Source organism: Rhodococcus sp. 05-2254-2, assembly GCF_002259095.1.
In the GTDB taxonomy this organism is placed as follows: Bacteria; Actinomycetota; Actinomycetes; order Mycobacteriales; family Mycobacteriaceae; genus Rhodococcoides.
In genome coordinates this window covers 383,233-400,298 of record NZ_NOZJ01000009.1, presented here as the reverse complement: position 1 = coordinate 400,298, position 17,066 = coordinate 383,233, and the positions used below count along the sequence as shown (strand labels likewise).

Below are 17,066 nucleotides of genomic sequence, written 5' to 3'. Positions count from 1 at the left end.
CCCTCGTCGTCTGTGCCGTCCAGATCAGCTCGCGTCGAACTCCCGCGCAGCGAGAGCCCGGACGACGCCGGCCCGTCCCTCGATCACCAATCGCCGAAGGGCGGGCGGCAGATCACCGTCCAGGAACTCGTCCGCGGCCGCCAGTGACTGCTCACTGATCGACCAGGACGGATAGAGCCCGATCACCACGGTCTGCGCGACCTCGCTGGATCGACGAGACCACACACCTTCGATGGCGTCGAAGTAGCGAGCGACGTACGGTTCGAGCAGCTCGCCCTGACCGGGGCCGGCGAAGCCGCCGATGATCGAGCGAGCGGTGATGTTCGGCACCGCGTCGTCGTCGACCACCGTGGTCCACGCCTGTTCCTTGACCTCCGCGCTCGGGCGTGCAGCACGTGCCGCCGCAGCCGATCGAGCCCCGGCAGCGGTGTTGTCCTTGCCCGCCTCGGCGTCGATGACCGGCGATTCCAGTCCATCCGCGTCGATGGCCCCGGCACCGGCCAGGGCCGTGACGATGCGCCACCGCAGATCGGTGTCGACTCCCAGACCGGACAGGGACTGACCGTCGACGTCACCGTCGAGCAATGCGCGCAGCACCTCGATGTGGCGATCGCCGAGTTCGATGCCGGTGAGGGCGTTGACGAAGGCCAGCTGGTGATCCGAGCCTGCTTCGGCGCCACGCGCCAGCTCGAGCAGAGCATCGGCGAACTCGGGGGTACCGTGTTCGGCTGCCCACGCAGGATCGGCGTAGCTGGTGATGGCGGTCTGCGCTTGAAGCAGAAGACGTTGCACCACACCCACTTCCGTTTCACCGTCGATTCCGCGCTGGACGAGGGCAACGAAGTCTCGCGCCTTCATCTCGGCGGACCGAGTCATTTCCCAGGCCGCCGACCACGCAAGGGTGCGGGGGAGTGGTTCGGCGATGTCGCCGATTCGGGAAAGCAGGACATCGAGTGAATCCGGGTCGAGACGCACCGCGCAGTACGTCAGGTCGTCGTCGTTGACCAGAACGAGCTTGCCACGCGAGACACCCACCAGCGCGTCGACAGTCGTCGACTCGGCAGCATCGAGGTCGAGTTCGACGCGGTCGGTGCGCACCAGCTTGCCGTCGACGTCGTCGTAGATGCCGACCGCGATGCGGTGTACGCGATGCTCGCCTGCACCCGGGGCCGCACCGGTCTGCAGCACCGAGAAGCGGGTGAACTTGCCGTCGGCGTCGACGTCGAAGTCCGGACTCAGGGTGTTCAGGCCGGTGGTGCGCAGCCACTGGGCGCCCCAATCGGACAGATCGCGTCCCGACGACTTCTCCAGTGCTGCAAGAAGATCCGAGAACGTGGCGTTGCCGAAGGCGTGATCGACGAAGTACGCACGCAAGCCGGCGAGGAAGTCCTCCTTACCGACGTACGCCACCAGTTGCTTGAGCACACTCGCGCCCTTGGCGTAGGTGATGCCGTCGAAGTTGACCTCCACGGCCGCGAGATCGGGAATGTCGGCGGCGATGGGATGCGTCGACGGCAGCTGGTCCTGGCGGTACGCCCAGGCCTTCTCGACGTTGGCGAAGGTGGTCCACGCGTTGGTGTACTCGGTTGCCTCGGATTGGCACAGCACCGAAGCGAACGTCGCGAACGACTCGTTGAGCCACAGATCGTCCCACCACGTCATGGTCACCAGGTCGCCGAACCACATGTGTGCCATCTCGTGCAGCACGGTCTCGGCGCGACGCTCGTACGAGGCGCGTGTCACCTTGGACCGGAAGACGTAGTCCTCGAGGTACGTGACGGCACCGGCATTCTCCATCGCGCCGGCATTGAACTCGGGCACGAACAGCTGGTCGTACTTTCCGAAGGCATAGGGAGTGCCGAAGTTCTCGTGGTAGAAACCGAAGCCCTGCTTGGTCTCGGTGAACAGGCGTTCCGCGTCCATGTGCTCGGCAAGTGATGCGCGGCAATAGATTCCGAGGGGAATGGTGCCGTGGTCGTCGGTGTACGAGTCGGTCCACTCCGCGTACGGCCCGGCGATCAGCGCGACGAGGTAGGTGCTCATCGACGGGGTCGTGTCGAACACGTGCTCGCCCGCTGCAGGCTCGGCGGCGTGCGCGGCATTGGAGATGACGGCCCAGCTCTCCGGCGCGGTGACCTTCACATCGAAGGTGGCCTTGAGATCGGGCTGATCGAAGCAGGCGAACATGCGCTTGGCATCGGCGGTCTCGAACTGCGAGTACAGGTAGACCGAATCGTCGGACGGGTCGACGAAGCGGTGCAGGCCCTCTCCGGTGTGCGAATAGAGGCAATCGGCGTCGATGACGAGCTCGTTGTGCTCGGCCAGATTCTCGAGCGCGAGGCCCGTCGACTCGTCGTAGTTCGCGGTATCGATACCGGTGCCGTTGAGCGTCGCGGAGCGGATTTTGCTCGCGATGATGTCCACGAAAGTCGACGCCCCGGCGGTTGCCGCGAACGTGATGGTGGTGAGCGAGCGGAAGGTCTTCTCGCCCGGATTGCCCTCGCCGTCGGTGAGATCGAGAACGATCGCGTACTTCGTTTCCCCGATGATCGCCGAACGCTCGGAGGCTTGGTCACGCGTCAGGTTGGGAGCAACCACTTCAGTCGACACCTCTTCGTGTAGTTATGGGTAGTGCCGTCCATCCCATCACGTCACGCGTACCGCGCGCTGGCCGACGGGCCGTGCGGAATGTCTGCGCGGTGTGCGGTTGTTACGCAATGAAGACACGATGACCTCGACTTCCAAGGAGTAGGACAGTGGCCGGTTCAGGACAGAAAGACACTGCGGATTTTTGGTTCGACCCGCTGTGCCCGTGGTGTTGGATCACCTCGCGGTGGATTCTCGAAGTGCAGCAGGTGCGAGACATCGATGTGAACTTCCACGTCATGAGCCTGGCAGTGCTCAACGAGGGCCGCGATCTGCCCGAGGAGTACGCCGCGATGATGAAGAAGGCCTGGGGGCCGGTCCGCGTTGCGATCGCCGCAGCCAAGCTGAAGGGTGACGAGATCCTCGACCCGCTGTACGCGGCCATGGGAACGCGAATTCACAACGAGGGCAACAAGGATTTCGACGTCGTCATCGCGGAGTCGTTGGCGGAACTGGACCTGCCCGGTGACCTGGCGAAGGCAGCCGAGAACACCGACCACGACGAGGACCTGCGGACCAGCCATCACGCAGGCATGGACAAGGTCGGACCCGATGTCGGCACCCCGACCATCCACGTCAACGGCGTGGCCTTCTTCGGCCCTGTGCTCTCCCGAATCCCACGTGGCGAAAAGGCAGGCAAACTGTGGGACGCATCGGTGATCTTCGCGTCGTACCCGCACTTCTTCGAGCTCAAGCGCAGCCGCAACGAGGACCCGCAGTTCGACTGATCGCGCTTCCCCTCGTGCGTGGAAGCTCGTAGCAGGAGTAGAGCTTTCACGCACGAGGGGGTGCTAGGCCACGATTCGATCCGAGCCGTCCTCGGTACCGAACGTCAGGTGCTCGCCCAGGTGGAAGCGTCGCGCCGACCACGCCGCTGCGGCCGCGTCGAGGAAGTCGTCGACGGCGGGTCCGGGCGGTAGATCCGCCAGATCGACGTGTTCGCTCCATCGCATCATCGAGGCCAGTCGTTGTCCGACACCGCGGCCGGTCTTCTTCGACGAGAAGACCGTCGCCGGGGACATGGCCCGGAACGAGCATTCGGGATGTACCTCGATGTACCTGTCCCGATCGACGTCCGCATCCCGCCACGCCTTCACGGACGGCAGGATGTGCCACGTCTGCTTGCTGATCGCTTTGCCGGTGAGCTGCCGAGAAACCGCACACGCTTCGGGATACGACTCGGCGTCGAGCACGCCTGCGACCGGCGTGTGGAAGATGGAGCTGCGCGCCGTACCGAGAAACGTCTTCGCCTCCAGTTCGCTGACGCGATAGCCGTGCTCGGGCAACGACAGCGGCATGTCGACGCCCACCCGAGCGCAGTCCCGTGTCACCTCGAGCACCTCCGTCACCGACGCGCACGCGGTCCACGTCAACGTCGTCTCGGCCAGAACCGCGACCACCCACGCGCCTTTCGCGCCGTCCACACCGGCGAATTTCTCGGCTTCGGAGTTCACCTGTCAGACTCTAGGCATGCGCGTATACCTGGGTGCCGACCACGCCGGCCTCGAGTTCAAGAATCAGATCATCGAACACCTGACGGCGACCGGGCACGAGCCCGTCGACTGCGGTGCCTTCGACTACGACCCCGTCGACGACTACCCGGCATTCTGCATCGACGCAGCACGTCGCGTCGTCGCCGACCCGGGTAGCCGCGGCCTGGTGCTCGGCGGTTCCGGAAACGGTGAGCAGATCGCTGCCAACAAGGTGCCGGGCGCTCGCTGCGCGCTGGCGTGGAGCGTCGAGACCGCCAAGCTGGCCCGCGAGCACAACGACGCTCAGCTCATCGGCATCGGTGGCCGCATGCACACCCTTCCCGAGGCCCTCGCCATCGTCGACGCCTTCCTCGGCACTCCGTTCTCGGGCGAGGAGCGCCACCAGCGCCGCGTCGACATCCTGTCCGAGTACGAACGCAGCGGCGAGGCACCCGTCGTGCCGGGAAAGCCCGAGTAGGTGCCCGAGGGGCACACTCTGCACCGACTGGCTCGGTTGCATCAACGTCGGTTCGGCGGGGCACCGGTCGAGGCGAGCAGTCCGCAGGGGCGCTTCACCTCAGGTGCCGCGCTGATCGACGGTCTCGTACTGGAGAAGGCCGAGGCCTGGGGCAAGCATCTGCTGCACCGATACGAGTCGGATCTGATCGTGCACATCCACCTCGGCCTGTACGGGAAGTTCACCGAACAGTCCGTGCCGCTGAACGATCCGGTGGGTGCCGTGCGGTTGCGCATGGTGGGGGAGAAGTACGGAACCGACCTGCGCGGACCCACGGCCTGCGAGATCTACACCGAGGAGCAGGTCGACGCCCTGGTGGCGCGCTTGGGCCCGGACCCCCTGCGTAAGGACGCGGACCCGGACGGGGCTTGGGCGCGAATCTCCAAGTCGCGCACGGCAATCGGAACCTTGCTGATGGATCAGAAGGTGCTCGCCGGCGTCGGAAACGTCTACCGCGCCGAAATTCTGTTCCGGCACGAGATCAACCCGATGCGACCGGGCAAGGACCTCGATCGAGCAGAATGGGACGCGATCTGGCTCGACCTCGTGGAACTGATGAAGATCGGTGTTCGACGCGGTCGCATCATCACCATCCGGCCCGAGGACGATCACGGCGACACCTACGGTGCGCGGCGACCGCGCTCGTACGTCTACCGCAGGCAGGGATATCCCTGCCGGGTGTGCGGTGCCGACATCCTGCACTCGGTGATGCAGGCGCGAAATCTGTTCTGGTGCCCGGTCTGTCAGGCGACCTGAGCGATTCAGAAGCCGAAATCGCCCAAGCCGCCGCCGATGTCGTCCCCGCCCCCGCTGTAGTCGTCCCCGCCCCCGCTGTAATCGTCGCCGCTACCGCCGTCCGAACCGTCGGCTCCCGTCTCGCCGCCGGCCGCGGTCTCGGCCGGAACGCCGGCCATGCCGGAGAACATCGCCGAGAACAGGAACATCGATCCCATTCCCCACGCACCGGCGACCAGGGCGGGACGCCACCACGGCTCGGAGTACCAGCCCGCGGGCACCGGACGGCCCGCGACACGGCCACCCGGGTAGTAGTTGGGGGTGCGATCGGACGGATCCGGTGATGCTGCGATCTCACGGCCCTCGAAGTCGACCTTGCGTTCTTCGGTGACGCGACCTGCCTGCTGTTGGCCGTCGATGCCCTGCACCTCCGGGCCGGGATCCATGCCCATGGCCAGTCGTGCGGCGCGGATGTAATAGAGGCCCTCGAGCGCGGTCTGCTTGGCCAGTCTGGCTTGTTCGGGGGTGGTGGCCTGGTCGATCTGCGAACCGGCAGCGATGTTGCGTTCGGATGCATCGGCCAGGGCCTGCTTGGACGGTGTGTCGGTGCCGATCAGGTTGTAGACCTGACCGCCGAGGCGTTCGATCGACTGGCGGGCGTCGGCCTTGGCGTCGGCCAGCGCGGTTTCGGCGGCCGCAGCCGAGTTCTTCTTGCTGCGCAGGACCAACAGGGCCACTGCGGCGACGACGATGACGATCAGGATTATTTCCACTGCGGGCCTTCCGCCGACGGTGCATGCCCGGTTCTACGGACAATTCGGACACCGTCCAGAGTACGCGGACACGAAAAAGCCCCGCACTGACAGTGCGGGGCTTCTCGATGGAGCCGATGACGAGAATCGAACTCGCGTAGCCTGTTTGGAAGACAGGGGCTCTACCATTGAGCTACATCGGCGTGCAAACAACAGTCGTGGGATCGCCAGTTCCGTCGCCTGCGTTTCAAGACTGTACCCAACGCCGACGCAGGATTCCAAACCGGCCCGCCGCGACCGGTTCCGCCGAACGTCATCGGTGGGGCGCCCATAGGGGGCTACTATCGGTTGCTGTTCAATGGTGTGGGTACGACGGGGTGTGGCGCAGCTTGGTAGCGCATCCGCTTTGGGAGCGGAGGGTCGCAGGTTCAATTCCTGTCACCCCGACAAATGAGGGCCGCAGGCACGGTTCGCCGTGTTCGCGGCGAGCGAGGTAAGACCGCAAGCCAGCACCGTAAGCACCACCAGCAAGCAAGAATTACCCAAAGGAGCATGTTCCGTGAAGAGCACCGTCGAGCAGCTGAGCCCGACGCGAGTCCGTATCAACGTTGAGGTGCCCTTCGAGGAGCTCAAGCCTGATTTCGACCGCGCGTACAAGGCTTTGGCTCAGCAGATCCGCCTCCCCGGCTTCCGTCCCGGCAAGGCTCCGGCCAAGTTGCTCGAAGCGCGCGTCGGCCGCGGGGCAGTTCTCGAGCAGGTCGTCAACGACGCTCTTCCCGCCCGTTACTCCGAGGCCGTGACCAACGAGAAGGTCAAGGTCATCGGCCAGCCCGAGATCGAGATCACCAAGATCGAGGACGGCACCGAGCTCACGTTCACCGCCGAGGTCGACGTTCGTCCCGAGATCGATCTGCCCGACTACTCGACCATCAGCGTCGTCGTCGATCCGCTCGAGATCAAGGACGAGGCCGTCGACGAGCAGCTGCAGTCGCTGCGCCAGCGTTTCGGCACCCTGACCGGTGTCGATCGTCCCGTCCAGTCGGGCGACTTCGTCTCGATCGATCTCTCGGCCACCGTCGACGGCGAGAACGTCGAAGAGGCAACCGCGAGCGGACTGTCCCACGAGGTCGGCTCCGGCCAGCTCATCGACGGACTCGATGACGCGATCATCGGCGTCTCGGCAGACGAGTCGAAGGAGTTCACCTCGACCCTGGTCGCCGGTGAGTACGCAGGCAAGGAAGCCGTCGTCACGGTCAAGGTCGTGTCCGTCAAGGAACGCGAGCTGCCCGAGGCCGACGACGAGTTCGCCCAGCTGGCCAGCGAGTTCGACACGTTCGACGAACTGCTCGCCGACCTGAAGACGCGCGTCGAGCGAGTCGCGAAGGTCGAGCAGGCCGGTCAGATCCGCGACAAGGTGCTCGAGACCCTGCTCGACACGCTCGAGATTCCGGCTCCTGAGGCCGTCGTCAAGGCCGAGGTCGATTCCCAGGTGCACGAGGCCATCCACGGCCTCGACCACAACGAGGAAGCATTGGCCGAGCTGCTCGAGTCGCAGGGTTCGAGTCGCGAGGAATTCGACAAGGACGTCAAGGAAGGTGCCGAGAAGTCGGTGCGTACCCAGCTCCTTCTCGATGCGATCGCCGAGGCCGAGAACACGCAGGTCGGGCAGGAAGAGCTCACCGAGCGGATCATCTTCCAGGCGCAGCGCTACGGTATGCCGCCCGAGCAGTTCATTCAGCAGGTGCAGCAGGCCAACCAGCTCGGTGCCGTGTTCGCCGATGTCAAGCGCGGTAAGGCGCTGGCTTCGGTCGTCGAGCGCGTCAACGTGACCGACACCACCGGCGCGACCGTCGACACCGCAGAGCTGTTCGGCAGCCCCGCCGATGCTCCCGACGAGGTCGAAGCAGCAGATTCTTCCGAGGGCGAACAAGAGAAGTAACGCTCACAGCGAACGACGGCGGTTCCGGGACTCCGGAGCCGCCGTCTTTCGTTAGTGTCTGTGTCAGGAACCAACGATTTGTTATGGAAAAGGCAGGTACCGTGACTGTTCAGAATCCGGCGGCTTCGCACCAGCAGAGTCCCGTCATGACTTCGGCTGCAGCAGGGCTGAATCTCAGCGACTCCGTGTACGAGCGTCTGCTTCAAAACCGCATCATTTTCCTCGGTACCCAGGTCGACGACGACATCGCCAACAAGTTGTGCGCTCAGATCCTGCTGCTTTCGGCCGAGGACCCCACTCGCGACATCGCGCTGTACATCAACTCGCCCGGTGGCTCGGTCACCGCGGGTATGGCCATTTTCGACACGATGGAATTCGCCGAGTGCGACATCGCGACCTACGGAATGGGTCTGGCGGCCTCGATGGGTCAGTTCCTGCTCTCGGCCGGTGCCAAGGGCAAGCGCTACGCCCTGCCGCACGCGCGCATCATGATGCACCAGCCCTCGGCCGGTATCGGCGGCAGCGCCTCCGACATCGCCATCATGGCCGAGCAGTTCGCGCACACCAAGCGCGAGATGGCAGAGCTGATCGCCCTGCACACGGGTCAGACCGTCGAGCAGATCACCGAAGACTCCGATCGTGACCGCTGGTTCACGGCGCAGGCCGCCAAGGAATACGGGTTCGTGGATCACGTCGTCAGCCGTGCGCGGCAGGCCGGCGGAATCGGCGAGTAATTCGGCCGCTCCCGGCGACCCTCGATCACTTACATCTTGGAGAAACGATGACAAACCTGTTCGACCCCAATCAGCTGCCGTCCTCCCGATACATCCTGCCCTCCTTCGTCGAGCACTCCAGCTACGGCGTGAAGGAATCGAACCCGTACAACAAGCTGTTCGAGGAGCGCATCATCTTCCTCGGCGTCCAGGTCGACGACGCGTCCGCCAACGACGTCATGGCGCAGCTGCTGGTGCTCGAGGGCCTCGATCCCGATCGAGACATCACGATGTACATCAACTCGCCCGGTGGATCGTTCACTTCGCTGATGGCGATCTACGACACGATGCAGTACGTCCGTGCCGATGTCGCGACCGTCTGCCTCGGCCAGGCTGCGTCTGCCGCGGCCGTCCTGCTCGCCGCCGGCACTCCCGGTAAGCGTGCAGCACTGCCCAACGCACGCGTGCTGATTCATCAGCCGTCGAGCGGTGGAATTCAGGGCCAGGTGTCCGACCTGGAGATCCAGGCCGCCGAGATCGAGCGCATGCGTCGACTCATGGAGACCACCCTCGGCCGCCACACCGGCAAGGATCCCGACGTCATCCGCAAGGACACCGATCGCGACAAGATCCTCACCGCGGAACAGGCCAAGGACTACGGGATCATCGACACCGTGTTCGAGTACCGCAAGCTCTCTGCCCAGAAGTAGCAGAGCGACTACCACCGGTCGGACCGTGTAGGTCCGGCAGAAGAATCCGACGCCGGGTGTGAGTGCAGAACTCCACCCGGCGGTCGCGATCGGCGACCCGAATGGCGCAATCGGTGAAATCGGGTGGCGAATCACCGGAAACAACCCGCCCATGTTCGGCGAACACGGGTACCGTCGCATCCAAGAACTCGGTCGACCGAAGTCGGCATGACGACAGACCGAGAAGTAGCCCACGAAGGTTTCGGCCACACCCGGTCGGCGTGGGTCGTACGCGGACAAGGAAGTAGGAACCTCCGAATGGCACGCATCGGTGACGGTGGCGATCTGCTGAAGTGCTCCTTCTGCGGCAAGAGCCAGAAGCAGGTCAAGAAGCTCATCGCTGGACCAGGGGTGTACATCTGCGACGAGTGCATCGACCTGTGCAACGAGATCATCGAAGAGGAGTTGGCCGAGTCGAGCGAAGTCAAGCTCGACGACCTCCCCAAGCCCTCCGAGATCAAGGACTTTCTCGAGAACTACGTGATCGGTCAGGACGCTGCCAAGCGCACGTTGGCCGTTGCGGTCTACAACCACTACAAGCGCATCCAGGCCGGTGACAAGGCGCGCGACGTGCGCGGTGAATCGGTCGAACTGGCGAAGTCGAACATCCTGATGCTCGGACCGACGGGGTGCGGAAAGACGTACCTCGCGCAGACCCTGGCGAAGATGCTCAACGTGCCGTTCGCCATCGCCGACGCCACCGCCCTCACCGAGGCCGGATACGTGGGCGAGGATGTCGAGAACATCCTGCTCAAATTGATCCAGGCCGCGGACTACGACGTCAAGCGCGCCGAGACCGGCATCATCTACATCGACGAGGTCGACAAGATCGCTCGCAAGAGCGAGAACCCGTCGATCACGCGCGACGTGTCCGGCGAAGGCGTGCAGCAGGCGCTGCTCAAGATCCTGGAAGGAACACAGGCCAGCGTGCCGCCGCAGGGCGGTCGCAAGCATCCGCATCAGGAGTTCATCCAGATCGACACCACCAACGTGCTCTTCATCGTGGCCGGTGCGTTCGCCGGACTGGAGAAGATCGTGTCCGATCGGGTCGGCAAGCGCGGGCTCGGCTTCGGAGCCGAGGTTCGCTCCAAGGCCGAGATCGACACCCAGGATCACTTCGCCGAGGTCATGCCCGAGGATCTGATCAAGTTCGGTCTGATCCCCGAGTTCATCGGTCGACTGCCGATGATCGCGTCGGTGACGAATCTGGACAAGGAATCGCTCGTGACGATTCTGTCGGAGCCGAAGAACGCGCTGGTCAAGCAGTACCGACGCCTGTTCGACATGGACGGCGTCGAGCTCGAGTTCACCACCGAGGCCCTCGAAGCAATTGCCGACCAGGCGATTCTCCGTGGAACCGGTGCCCGTGGACTGCGCGCCATCATGGAGGAAGTTCTGCTGCCGGTGATGTACGACATCCCGAGCCGCGACGACGTCGAGAAGGTCGTCGTGACTGCCGAGACGGTGAACGACAACGTGCTGCCGACCATCGTGCCGCGCAAGCCCGAGCGTCCGGAGCGCCGCGACAAGTCCGCCTGATACGGCCGATCGATTTGCTGGACAACGACGAATCCCCGACCTCATCCGCGAGGTCGGGGATTTTTCGTTCTCGTCGTGGTCAGCCGATGATCACGGCGTGCGCACCGGGGGCGGCGGTCACGGCGGGAAATCGGCTCGATACCAGCGGGTCGTGGCCGGGTACGAAAATGCCGGTGCCGGCGGCGAGCTCACGGATTCGATCGAAGGCCCCGTACATGTCCGGCAGCGCGTGCAGGATCGCGAACGGGCTGTCGTCCTCGATGTTCTCGTAGAAATGACTGGCGTCCGAGGCCAACACCACCGGGCCGCGGTCGGTGTGCACTCTGACCACTTGCATGCCTGCGGTGTGTCCGCCGACGGCGTGTACCGACAGCCCTGGGAACAGGTCGATATCGCCGTCGACGAGGTCGAGCCGGGTGCCGCGATCGGCGGTTCGGATGTGTTCGGTGTCGGCCTGCGAGTGCAGCCACCGTTCTCGGGTGATGCGGGCGGCCCACGGCCCGGTCCAGTATTCGAGTTCTTTGCGCTGCACCACGTATCGCGCAGACGGGAGTTCCGCGACGACCCCGGTGTGGTCGTAGTGCAGGTGGGTCAGGATGCAGGTGTCGATGTGATCCGGTGTCAGCCCCAGTTCGCCGAGCAGTTCGATGGGTGACCCGTGATAGTCGAGCCCGTCCTTCGATTCGGCTGTGGACCGGGACATTCCGGCGTCGATCAACACCGTGCGGGTCTTCGAGACAGCGAGCCACACGTAGTAGGCCACCGTCTGGCTTTCGGTGCTGCGCTCGTCGCGTTGGTGAAAGAGAGTGCTGCGCAATGCCGTTCGAGTGGCATACTGCAGGGCGAGCACCGTCCAGGTGCCCGCCGCTGCAGGTCGAAGTGCGTCGATCACGATCTCGATCAGACCGACGCGGCGCGTGCGCTGTCGGTGGTGCGAGTCCGAAGACCGAGCTCGTCGGTGGGGGTACGGAAGGTCTCCTTCGACGTGGCGACGATGACGACGTTGATGGTGCAGAAGACCGCGGTGACGATCGCGACGGGTAGCCACGCGCCCACCTCGGCTCCGGCGATCGCTCCTGCGATGGTCGGCGCGAATCCTGCGATGGCGAAGCCGATCTGGGTTCCCAGTGCGGTTCCGGTCAGGCGAACCCGGGCCGGAAACATCTCACCGTAGAACGAGGGCCAGACGCCGCCGGTGGCGCTGTGCACGAAGCCGAACATCACGATGCCGAAGACGAAGATCAGGACGTAGTTGCCGCTCGAGATCGACCACAGGTAGCCGAACATCAGGATCGCGCAGCCGATGGAGCCGAACAGGAACACCGGCTTGCGGCCGATGCGATCCGACAGGGCACCGAAGAATGGCAATGCGAAGAGGGCGACGACGTTGGCGAGAACGCCCACCCACAGCATCGGGGTGCGCTCGAGGCCGACGGTGTTGACGGCGTACGACAGCGCGTAGACGGTGAAGATGGTGCTGACGGAGGCGATGACCGCGGCGAGCATCACGCGAAGAACGGCCGAGCGATGGTTGCTGAGCAATTCGGCGACGGGCAGGCGCTGCGGTTCGGTGGACGCCACTTCTTCCTCGAAGACCGGGGTCTCGTCGAGCGAGCGGCGGATGACGAAGGCGGCGACGACGACGAAAGCGCTGAGGAAGAACGGGATCCGCCAACCCCAGCTGAGCAGTGCTTCCTCGGGGAGCATGGCGACGGGCAGGAACACTGCGGTGGCGAGAATCTGTCCGCCCTGGGTGCCGCTGAGGGTGAAGCTGGTGAAGAACGCGCGCCTGTCGTCCGGGGCGTGTTCGAGCGTCATCGAGTTGGCTCCGGCTTGCTCACCGCCGGCCGAGAATCCCTGGCACAGGCGAAGCAGCACCAGGATGATGGGCGCGGCGATGCCGATGGATTCGTACGAGGGCAGGACGCCGACGCCGAGGGTCGCGATACCCATCAGCAGGACGGTGGCGACCATGACCTTCTTGCGTCCGTAGCGATCACCGATGTGGCCGAGGACCAGTGCGCCGAGCGGACGTGCGAGGTATCCGACGCCGAAGGTGGCCAGGGCCAGCAGGGTTCCGGTCGCCGGGTTGGAGCCCGGGAAGAACACGCGGCCGAAGACGAGAGCGGCTGCGGTGCCGTAGATGAAGAAGTCGTAGTACTCGAGGGCGCTGCCGACCCATGCGGCGGTCGCCGCTTTGCGCGGGTTCGCCCCGGGGCGAAGCGGCGTCGGGTGGGAGCCAGGGGTGTGCGAATCCATCGTTCTCGTGTCTCTCTTCGTGAGGCGGGGGAGCTCGGGCGCTGGTCGACGACGCATTCTCGGCGATCGGACCGCTAATGTACTAAATGGTTAACACCGGGTGCCCCTGAATACTGAACGTGATCCATGCCACGTGTCAACCCCCGAAGTGACGAGACCTACCGCGCAAACGCGAAAATCAGCGAGAAGGCGAGGTCAGGAACGCGATGATCATGTCGCCGAGCATTGCGCGCAGGCGCTCTCGATGCCGGGGATCGGTGAGGTCGCGGCCGAAGAGGGCCTCGAAGGTGTACCGGTTCGACAGACGGAACACACAGAAGCTGCTGATCGTCATGTGCACGTCGAGGGCATCGACGTCCGTGCGGAAGACCCCGTCGGCCTGTCCACGCTCGAGGATGCTCGACAGCAGTTCCGCAGCGGGATTGCCGAGGTTGCTCAAGGCCTCGGATCTGGAGATGTGTTCGCCGCGGAGGATGTTCTCGGTGGAGACCAGACGGATGAAGTCGGGATTCTCCTCGTGATGGTCGAACGTCAGAGAGGCGATGGCCCGAATGGCTTCGACCGGCCCCAGGCCCTCGACGTCGACGTCTCGTTCACGCTCGCGAATGCGCAGGTACGACCGTTCGAGTACGGCCTTGTACAGGCCTTCCTTGTCGGTGAAGTAGTAGTACAGCATCCGCTTCGTCGTATGCGTGCGCTCGGCGATCTCGTCGATGCGCGCCCCGGCGAAGCCCTTGTCCGCGAACTCCTCGGTGGCCACCTCGAGGATGTTGTGCCGGGTCAGGTCGCTGTTGCGTCGACGCTTGACGGTGGGTCCACTGCTGTCGTCGGACGTGTCGGTTGCGCGCGGAGCCATGGATCAACTCTATCGGCACCGATTGCGGCAAAAGGGTTGGGCGCGAGGCGGAGGCGTAGTACCGTCGAGCTAATTCACCAATTCGTACATTAGGCCCGAGGAGATCGACATGCCGGAATCCCTGCTCTGCGGACTGATCGGGACGGGCATCGGCAAGTCGCTCACTCCCGCGATGCACGAACGGGAGGGTGCCGAGCACGGGCTGACCTACCAGTACCGGATCATCGATCTGGACAGCCGTGGACTGACCGTCGAAGATCTGCCCCGTCTCGTCTCGACCGCCGCGGACCTCGGATTTCGAGGACTCAACATCACGCACCCGTGCAAGCAGCGCGTCATCTCCACTCTCGACGGGCTCTCCGAGGACGCCGCCCGACTCGGAGCCGTCAATACCGTCTTGTTCGCCGACGGCCGTGCCGTCGGCCACAACACCGACTGGTCCGGATTCGACCGCAACTTCGGCCGCGGATTGCCCGGTGCCGACATCGGTGACGTGGTGCAACTCGGTGCCGGGGGAGCAGGGGCGGCCGTTGCCTACGCGATGGCCCGACGCGGCGCAGGCAGGCTCACTCTCGTCGATGCCGATCCGTTTCGGGCTCGAAAACTCCGAGATTCCCTGTCGGTGATGTTCCCGGACGTCGACATTGTCTCGGCAGGCCTCGACCGGCTCGCCGCCGTCCTCGACACCGCAACCGGCCTGGTGCACGCCACCCCGATCGGAATGGTCGAACACCCCGGATCTGCTGTGCCCGAGGCACTCCTGCATCCGCGGATGTGGGTTGCCGAGGTCGTGTATCGACCGGCCGAGACCGAGTTGCTCGCTGCCGCATCCCGAGTCGGGTGCCGAACGCTCAGCGGAACCGGAATGGCAGTGTTCCAGGCCGCCGACGCATTCGAGATATTCACCGGACGCATCGCCGACGCCGATCGAATGATCGCGCACATGAGCGCGTTGATCGCGCTGGAGGATCGCGCCGCCGCAGGTGTTCTCGCATGACGCACATCGCCACATCGGTGGCAACGGTATCGCTCAGTGGTTCGCTGGACGAGAAGATGCGTGCCATCGCCGATGCGGGGTTCGACGGCTTCGAGGTGTTCGAGCCGGACTTGATCAGCTCTCCGGATCTTCCCGCGGACATCGCGAAGAAGGCAGCCGACCTCGGTCTGACCCTCGACCTCTATCAGCCCTTTCGCGACGCCGACTCGGCCGATCCGGAACAGTTCGCCCGCAACCTCGTTCGCGCCGAGCACAAATTCGACGTCATGGAACAGTTGGGGTGCGATCTGCTGTTGGTCTGCTCCTCGCCGCTGGCCGGCGCCGTCCGCGACGACGCCCTGCTGGTCGAACAGATGGCAACCCTCGCCGAGCGTGCGCATCGGCGCGGAATGCGACTGGCGTACGAGGCGTTGGCGTGGGGTGCCCACGTGAACACCTACCGCCATGCCTGGGACATCGTCCGGCAGGTCGATCATCCTGCACTGGGAACGTGCCTCGACAGCTTCCACATCCTGTCCCGCGGAGACGATTCCGCAGGCATTCGAGAGATCCCCGGCGAGAAGATCTTCTTCCTCCAGCTGGCCGACGCGCCGCACCTGGTGATGGACGTACTGCAGTGGAGCAGGCACCACCGGTGCTTTCCCGGGCAGGGCAGCTTCGATCTGGCGCGGTTCGGTGCCGATGTCGCTGCCTCCGGGTACTCCGGCCCGTGGTCGCTCGAAATCTTCAACGACGTCTTCCGTCACTCCGACACCGGCCGCACGGCATCCGACGCGCATCGGTCGCTGCTGTACCTCCAGGAGCAGGTGCGCGACGTCGAAACACCCTCTGCCGGTAACGATCTCTTCGCGCCGCCACCGCCCGGTCCGATCGAGAACGTCGTCTCCCTGCGAATCGCGGCAGGGCCTGCGAAGGCAGCGCAACTGGGTACGACACTGCGACACCTCGGCTTCGATCTGACCGCAGCACACAGCGAACACGGACTCAGCCTGTTCACCCAGGGGCCGCTGGCGGTCGCCGTCGACACCACGGTGGACACGCTGTGGACCGCGCCCGGCGTTCCGGCTCACCTACCGGCGTTGGCCCAGATCGGGATTCGCAGCGAGCGGCCGGATCTGTGGCTGACTCGAGCTCGTGCGCTGGGAGTCACCGCGTCCACCGTCTCCATGCCCGGCGTGGCCGACGCCACCGACGCAGTGGTACGTCTGGCCGTGACCGGTGCGACGTCGCTGGACCTCCGTACCCGCCACAGTGCGGGTGCCTGGCAATCGGCATTCGACCTGGCACCCAAGGTGGTGCAGGAGAACCGGGCGTGCGTCTCGCACGTGGATCACATCGCCCTCGCCGTGCCTGCCGAGAGCTGGGACGGCGTGATGTTGCTGCTGCGCTCGGTATTCGGCATGGTGCCGCACGAGGGCCAGGACGTCGTCGACGCGATCGGCCTGGTTCGTAGCCGAGCACTCACCCTCGCCACGGCCAACGGCACTATTCGACTCTCGCTCAACATGGTTCCCGGCCGCCCGTCGGACTCGGACCCTCTGCCCGCGGCCCGGCGCGGAGGCGTCGGACATGTGGCGTTCGGGTGCGAGGACATCTACGCTGCTGCGAGTGCGATGACCGAACGCGGCCTCACCCCGCTGCGGATCTCGCCCAACTACTATCGCGATCTCGACGCGCGATTCGGACTCGGCTCCGAGACGTTGGACGCGATGCAGCGCCTCGGGATCCTGTACGACGCGGACGGGACCGGCGGTGAGTTCTTCCACTTCTTCACCGAAACCGTGGGTGACGACCTGTTCTTCGAGGTGGTCCAGCGAGTGGGTGGCTATGAGGGCTACGGGGAGACCAATTCGGCTGTACGACTGGCGGCGCAACTGCAGTACTGATCGGTG

At 64.8% G+C, this 17,066-nt stretch carries 15 protein-coding genes and 2 tRNA genes; 10 read left to right on the top strand and 7 right to left on the bottom strand.

The window, feature by feature from the left end; genetic code table 11:
- Window positions 1–24: 24 nt before the first annotated feature.
- Window positions 25–2,598, bottom strand: coding sequence for an aminopeptidase N (gene pepN, locus CH283_RS16500; protein WP_094640233.1), 2,574 nt, complete (start codon window positions 2,596–2,598; stop codon window positions 25–27).
- 158 nt (window positions 2,599–2,756) lie between these two features.
- Between pepN and CH283_RS16495 the strand changes: the two genes are divergently transcribed.
- The gene (locus CH283_RS16495) at window positions 2,757–3,374 is read left to right on the top strand and encodes a mycothiol-dependent nitroreductase Rv2466c family protein (RefSeq protein ID WP_094640232.1); all 618 of its coding nucleotides are present in this window, start codon (window positions 2,757–2,759) and stop codon (window positions 3,372–3,374) included.
- A gap of 63 nt (window positions 3,375–3,437) precedes the next feature.
- Here the strand turns inward: CH283_RS16495 and CH283_RS16490 are convergent, their stop codons facing one another.
- The gene (locus tag CH283_RS16490; RefSeq protein ID WP_082898934.1) at window positions 3,438–4,100 is read right to left on the bottom strand and encodes a DUF429 domain-containing protein; all 663 of its coding nucleotides are present in this window, start codon (window positions 4,098–4,100) and stop codon (window positions 3,438–3,440) included.
- Window positions 4,101–4,116: 16 nt separating this feature from the next.
- Here CH283_RS16490 and CH283_RS16485 point away from each other — a divergent pair, with 16 nt between their 5' ends.
- The gene (locus CH283_RS16485; RefSeq protein ID WP_068052539.1) at window positions 4,117–4,596 is read left to right on the top strand and encodes a ribose-5-phosphate isomerase; all 480 of its coding nucleotides are present in this window, start codon (window positions 4,117–4,119) and stop codon (window positions 4,594–4,596) included.
- Window positions 4,597–5,391: an Fpg/Nei family DNA glycosylase gene (locus CH283_RS16480; protein WP_094640231.1), complete on the top strand. Its 795-nt coding sequence runs from the start codon at window positions 4,597–4,599 to the stop codon at window positions 5,389–5,391.
- Window positions 5,392–5,396: 5 nt separating this feature from the next.
- Here the strand turns inward: CH283_RS16480 and CH283_RS16475 are convergent, their stop codons facing one another.
- Together CH283_RS16475 and CH283_RS16470 are read right to left on the bottom strand one after the other, a co-directional pair.
- Window positions 5,397–6,143, bottom strand: a complete 747-nt coding sequence (locus tag CH283_RS16475) for a hypothetical protein (protein ID WP_094648545.1) — start codon at window positions 6,141–6,143, stop codon at window positions 5,397–5,399.
- 108 nt (window positions 6,144–6,251) lie between these two features.
- Window positions 6,252–6,325, bottom strand: a tRNA-Gly gene (locus tag CH283_RS16470).
- A 170-nt stretch (window positions 6,326–6,495) separates the two neighbouring features.
- Between CH283_RS16470 and CH283_RS16465 the strand changes: the two genes are divergently transcribed.
- The 5 genes from CH283_RS16465 (at window position 6,496) to clpX (ending at window position 11,062) form a co-directional block, all read left to right on the top strand.
- Window positions 6,496–6,569, top strand: a tRNA-Pro gene (locus tag CH283_RS16465).
- Between the two features lie 112 nt (window positions 6,570–6,681).
- On the top strand, window positions 6,682–8,061 hold the full coding sequence (gene tig, locus CH283_RS16460; RefSeq protein ID WP_094640229.1) for a trigger factor: 1,380 nt from the start codon (window positions 6,682–6,684) through the stop codon (window positions 8,059–8,061).
- An 83-nt stretch (window positions 8,062–8,144) separates the two neighbouring features.
- On the top strand, window positions 8,145–8,795 hold the full coding sequence (locus CH283_RS16455; protein WP_082898933.1) for an ATP-dependent Clp protease proteolytic subunit: 651 nt from the start codon (window positions 8,145–8,147) through the stop codon (window positions 8,793–8,795).
- Between the two features lie 47 nt (window positions 8,796–8,842).
- Complete coding sequence (locus CH283_RS16450) at window positions 8,843–9,484, top strand: ATP-dependent Clp protease proteolytic subunit (RefSeq protein WP_008715342.1); 642 nt, start codon at window positions 8,843–8,845, stop codon at window positions 9,482–9,484.
- 297 nt (window positions 9,485–9,781) lie between these two features.
- Complete coding sequence (gene clpX / locus CH283_RS16445) at window positions 9,782–11,062, top strand: ATP-dependent Clp protease ATP-binding subunit ClpX (RefSeq protein WP_032394600.1); 1,281 nt, start codon at window positions 9,782–9,784, stop codon at window positions 11,060–11,062.
- 79 nt (window positions 11,063–11,141) lie between these two features.
- Here the strand turns inward: clpX and CH283_RS16440 are convergent, their stop codons facing one another.
- The 3 genes from CH283_RS16440 to CH283_RS16430 all read right to left on the bottom strand — a co-directional run bounded on the left by CH283_RS16440 (window position 11,142) and on the right by CH283_RS16430 (window position 14,177).
- Window positions 11,142–11,954 carry an N-acyl homoserine lactonase family protein gene (locus tag CH283_RS16440; RefSeq protein ID WP_255183238.1) on the bottom strand — a complete coding sequence of 271 codons (813 nt, stop codon included), beginning with the start codon at window positions 11,952–11,954 and terminating at the stop codon, window positions 11,142–11,144.
- 8 nt (window positions 11,955–11,962) lie between these two features.
- Window positions 11,963–13,321, bottom strand: a complete 1,359-nt coding sequence (locus tag CH283_RS16435; RefSeq protein WP_068052529.1) for an MFS transporter — start codon at window positions 13,319–13,321, stop codon at window positions 11,963–11,965.
- Window positions 13,322–13,499: 178 nt separating this feature from the next.
- Complete coding sequence (locus CH283_RS16430; RefSeq protein WP_068052526.1) at window positions 13,500–14,177, bottom strand: TetR/AcrR family transcriptional regulator; 678 nt, start codon at window positions 14,175–14,177, stop codon at window positions 13,500–13,502.
- 109 nt (window positions 14,178–14,286) lie between these two features.
- On the opposite strand from CH283_RS16430, the gene CH283_RS16425 reads away from it, so the two are divergent.
- Together CH283_RS16425 and CH283_RS16420 are read left to right on the top strand one after the other, a co-directional pair.
- The gene (locus tag CH283_RS16425) at window positions 14,287–15,174 is read left to right on the top strand and encodes a shikimate dehydrogenase (protein ID WP_094640228.1); all 888 of its coding nucleotides are present in this window, start codon (window positions 14,287–14,289) and stop codon (window positions 15,172–15,174) included.
- On the top strand, window positions 15,171–17,060 hold the full coding sequence (locus CH283_RS16420; RefSeq protein WP_094640227.1) for a sugar phosphate isomerase/epimerase and 4-hydroxyphenylpyruvate domain-containing protein: 1,890 nt from the start codon (window positions 15,171–15,173) through the stop codon (window positions 17,058–17,060). Before CH283_RS16425 ends, CH283_RS16420 begins: the two co-directional genes overlap by 4 nt.
- Window positions 17,061–17,066: the final 6 nt, after the last annotated feature.

Bases quoted from the DNA above. Each gene is read 5' to 3' on its own strand.
- CH283_RS16485 (WP_068052539.1), top strand. From the start codon at position 4,117: ATGCGCGTATACCTGGGTGCCGACCACGCCGGCCTCGAGTTCAAGAAT.
- CH283_RS16455 (WP_082898933.1), top strand. From the start codon at position 8,145: ATGGAAAAGGCAGGTACCGTGACTGTTCAGAATCCGGCGGCTTCGCAC.
- CH283_RS16450 (WP_008715342.1), top strand. From the start codon at position 8,843: ATGACAAACCTGTTCGACCCCAATCAGCTGCCGTCCTCCCGATACATC.
- clpX (WP_032394600.1), top strand. From the start codon at position 9,782: ATGGCACGCATCGGTGACGGTGGCGATCTGCTGAAGTGCTCCTTCTGC.
- CH283_RS16435 (WP_068052529.1), bottom strand. From the start codon at position 13,321: ATGGATTCGCACACCCCTGGCTCCCACCCGACGCCGCTTCGCCCCGGG.
- CH283_RS16430 (WP_068052526.1), bottom strand. From the start codon at position 14,177: ATGGCTCCGCGCGCAACCGACACGTCCGACGACAGCAGTGGACCCACC.
- CH283_RS16425 (WP_094640228.1), top strand. From the start codon at position 14,287: ATGCCGGAATCCCTGCTCTGCGGACTGATCGGGACGGGCATCGGCAAG.
- CH283_RS16420 (WP_094640227.1), top strand. From the start codon at position 15,171: ATGACGCACATCGCCACATCGGTGGCAACGGTATCGCTCAGTGGTTCG.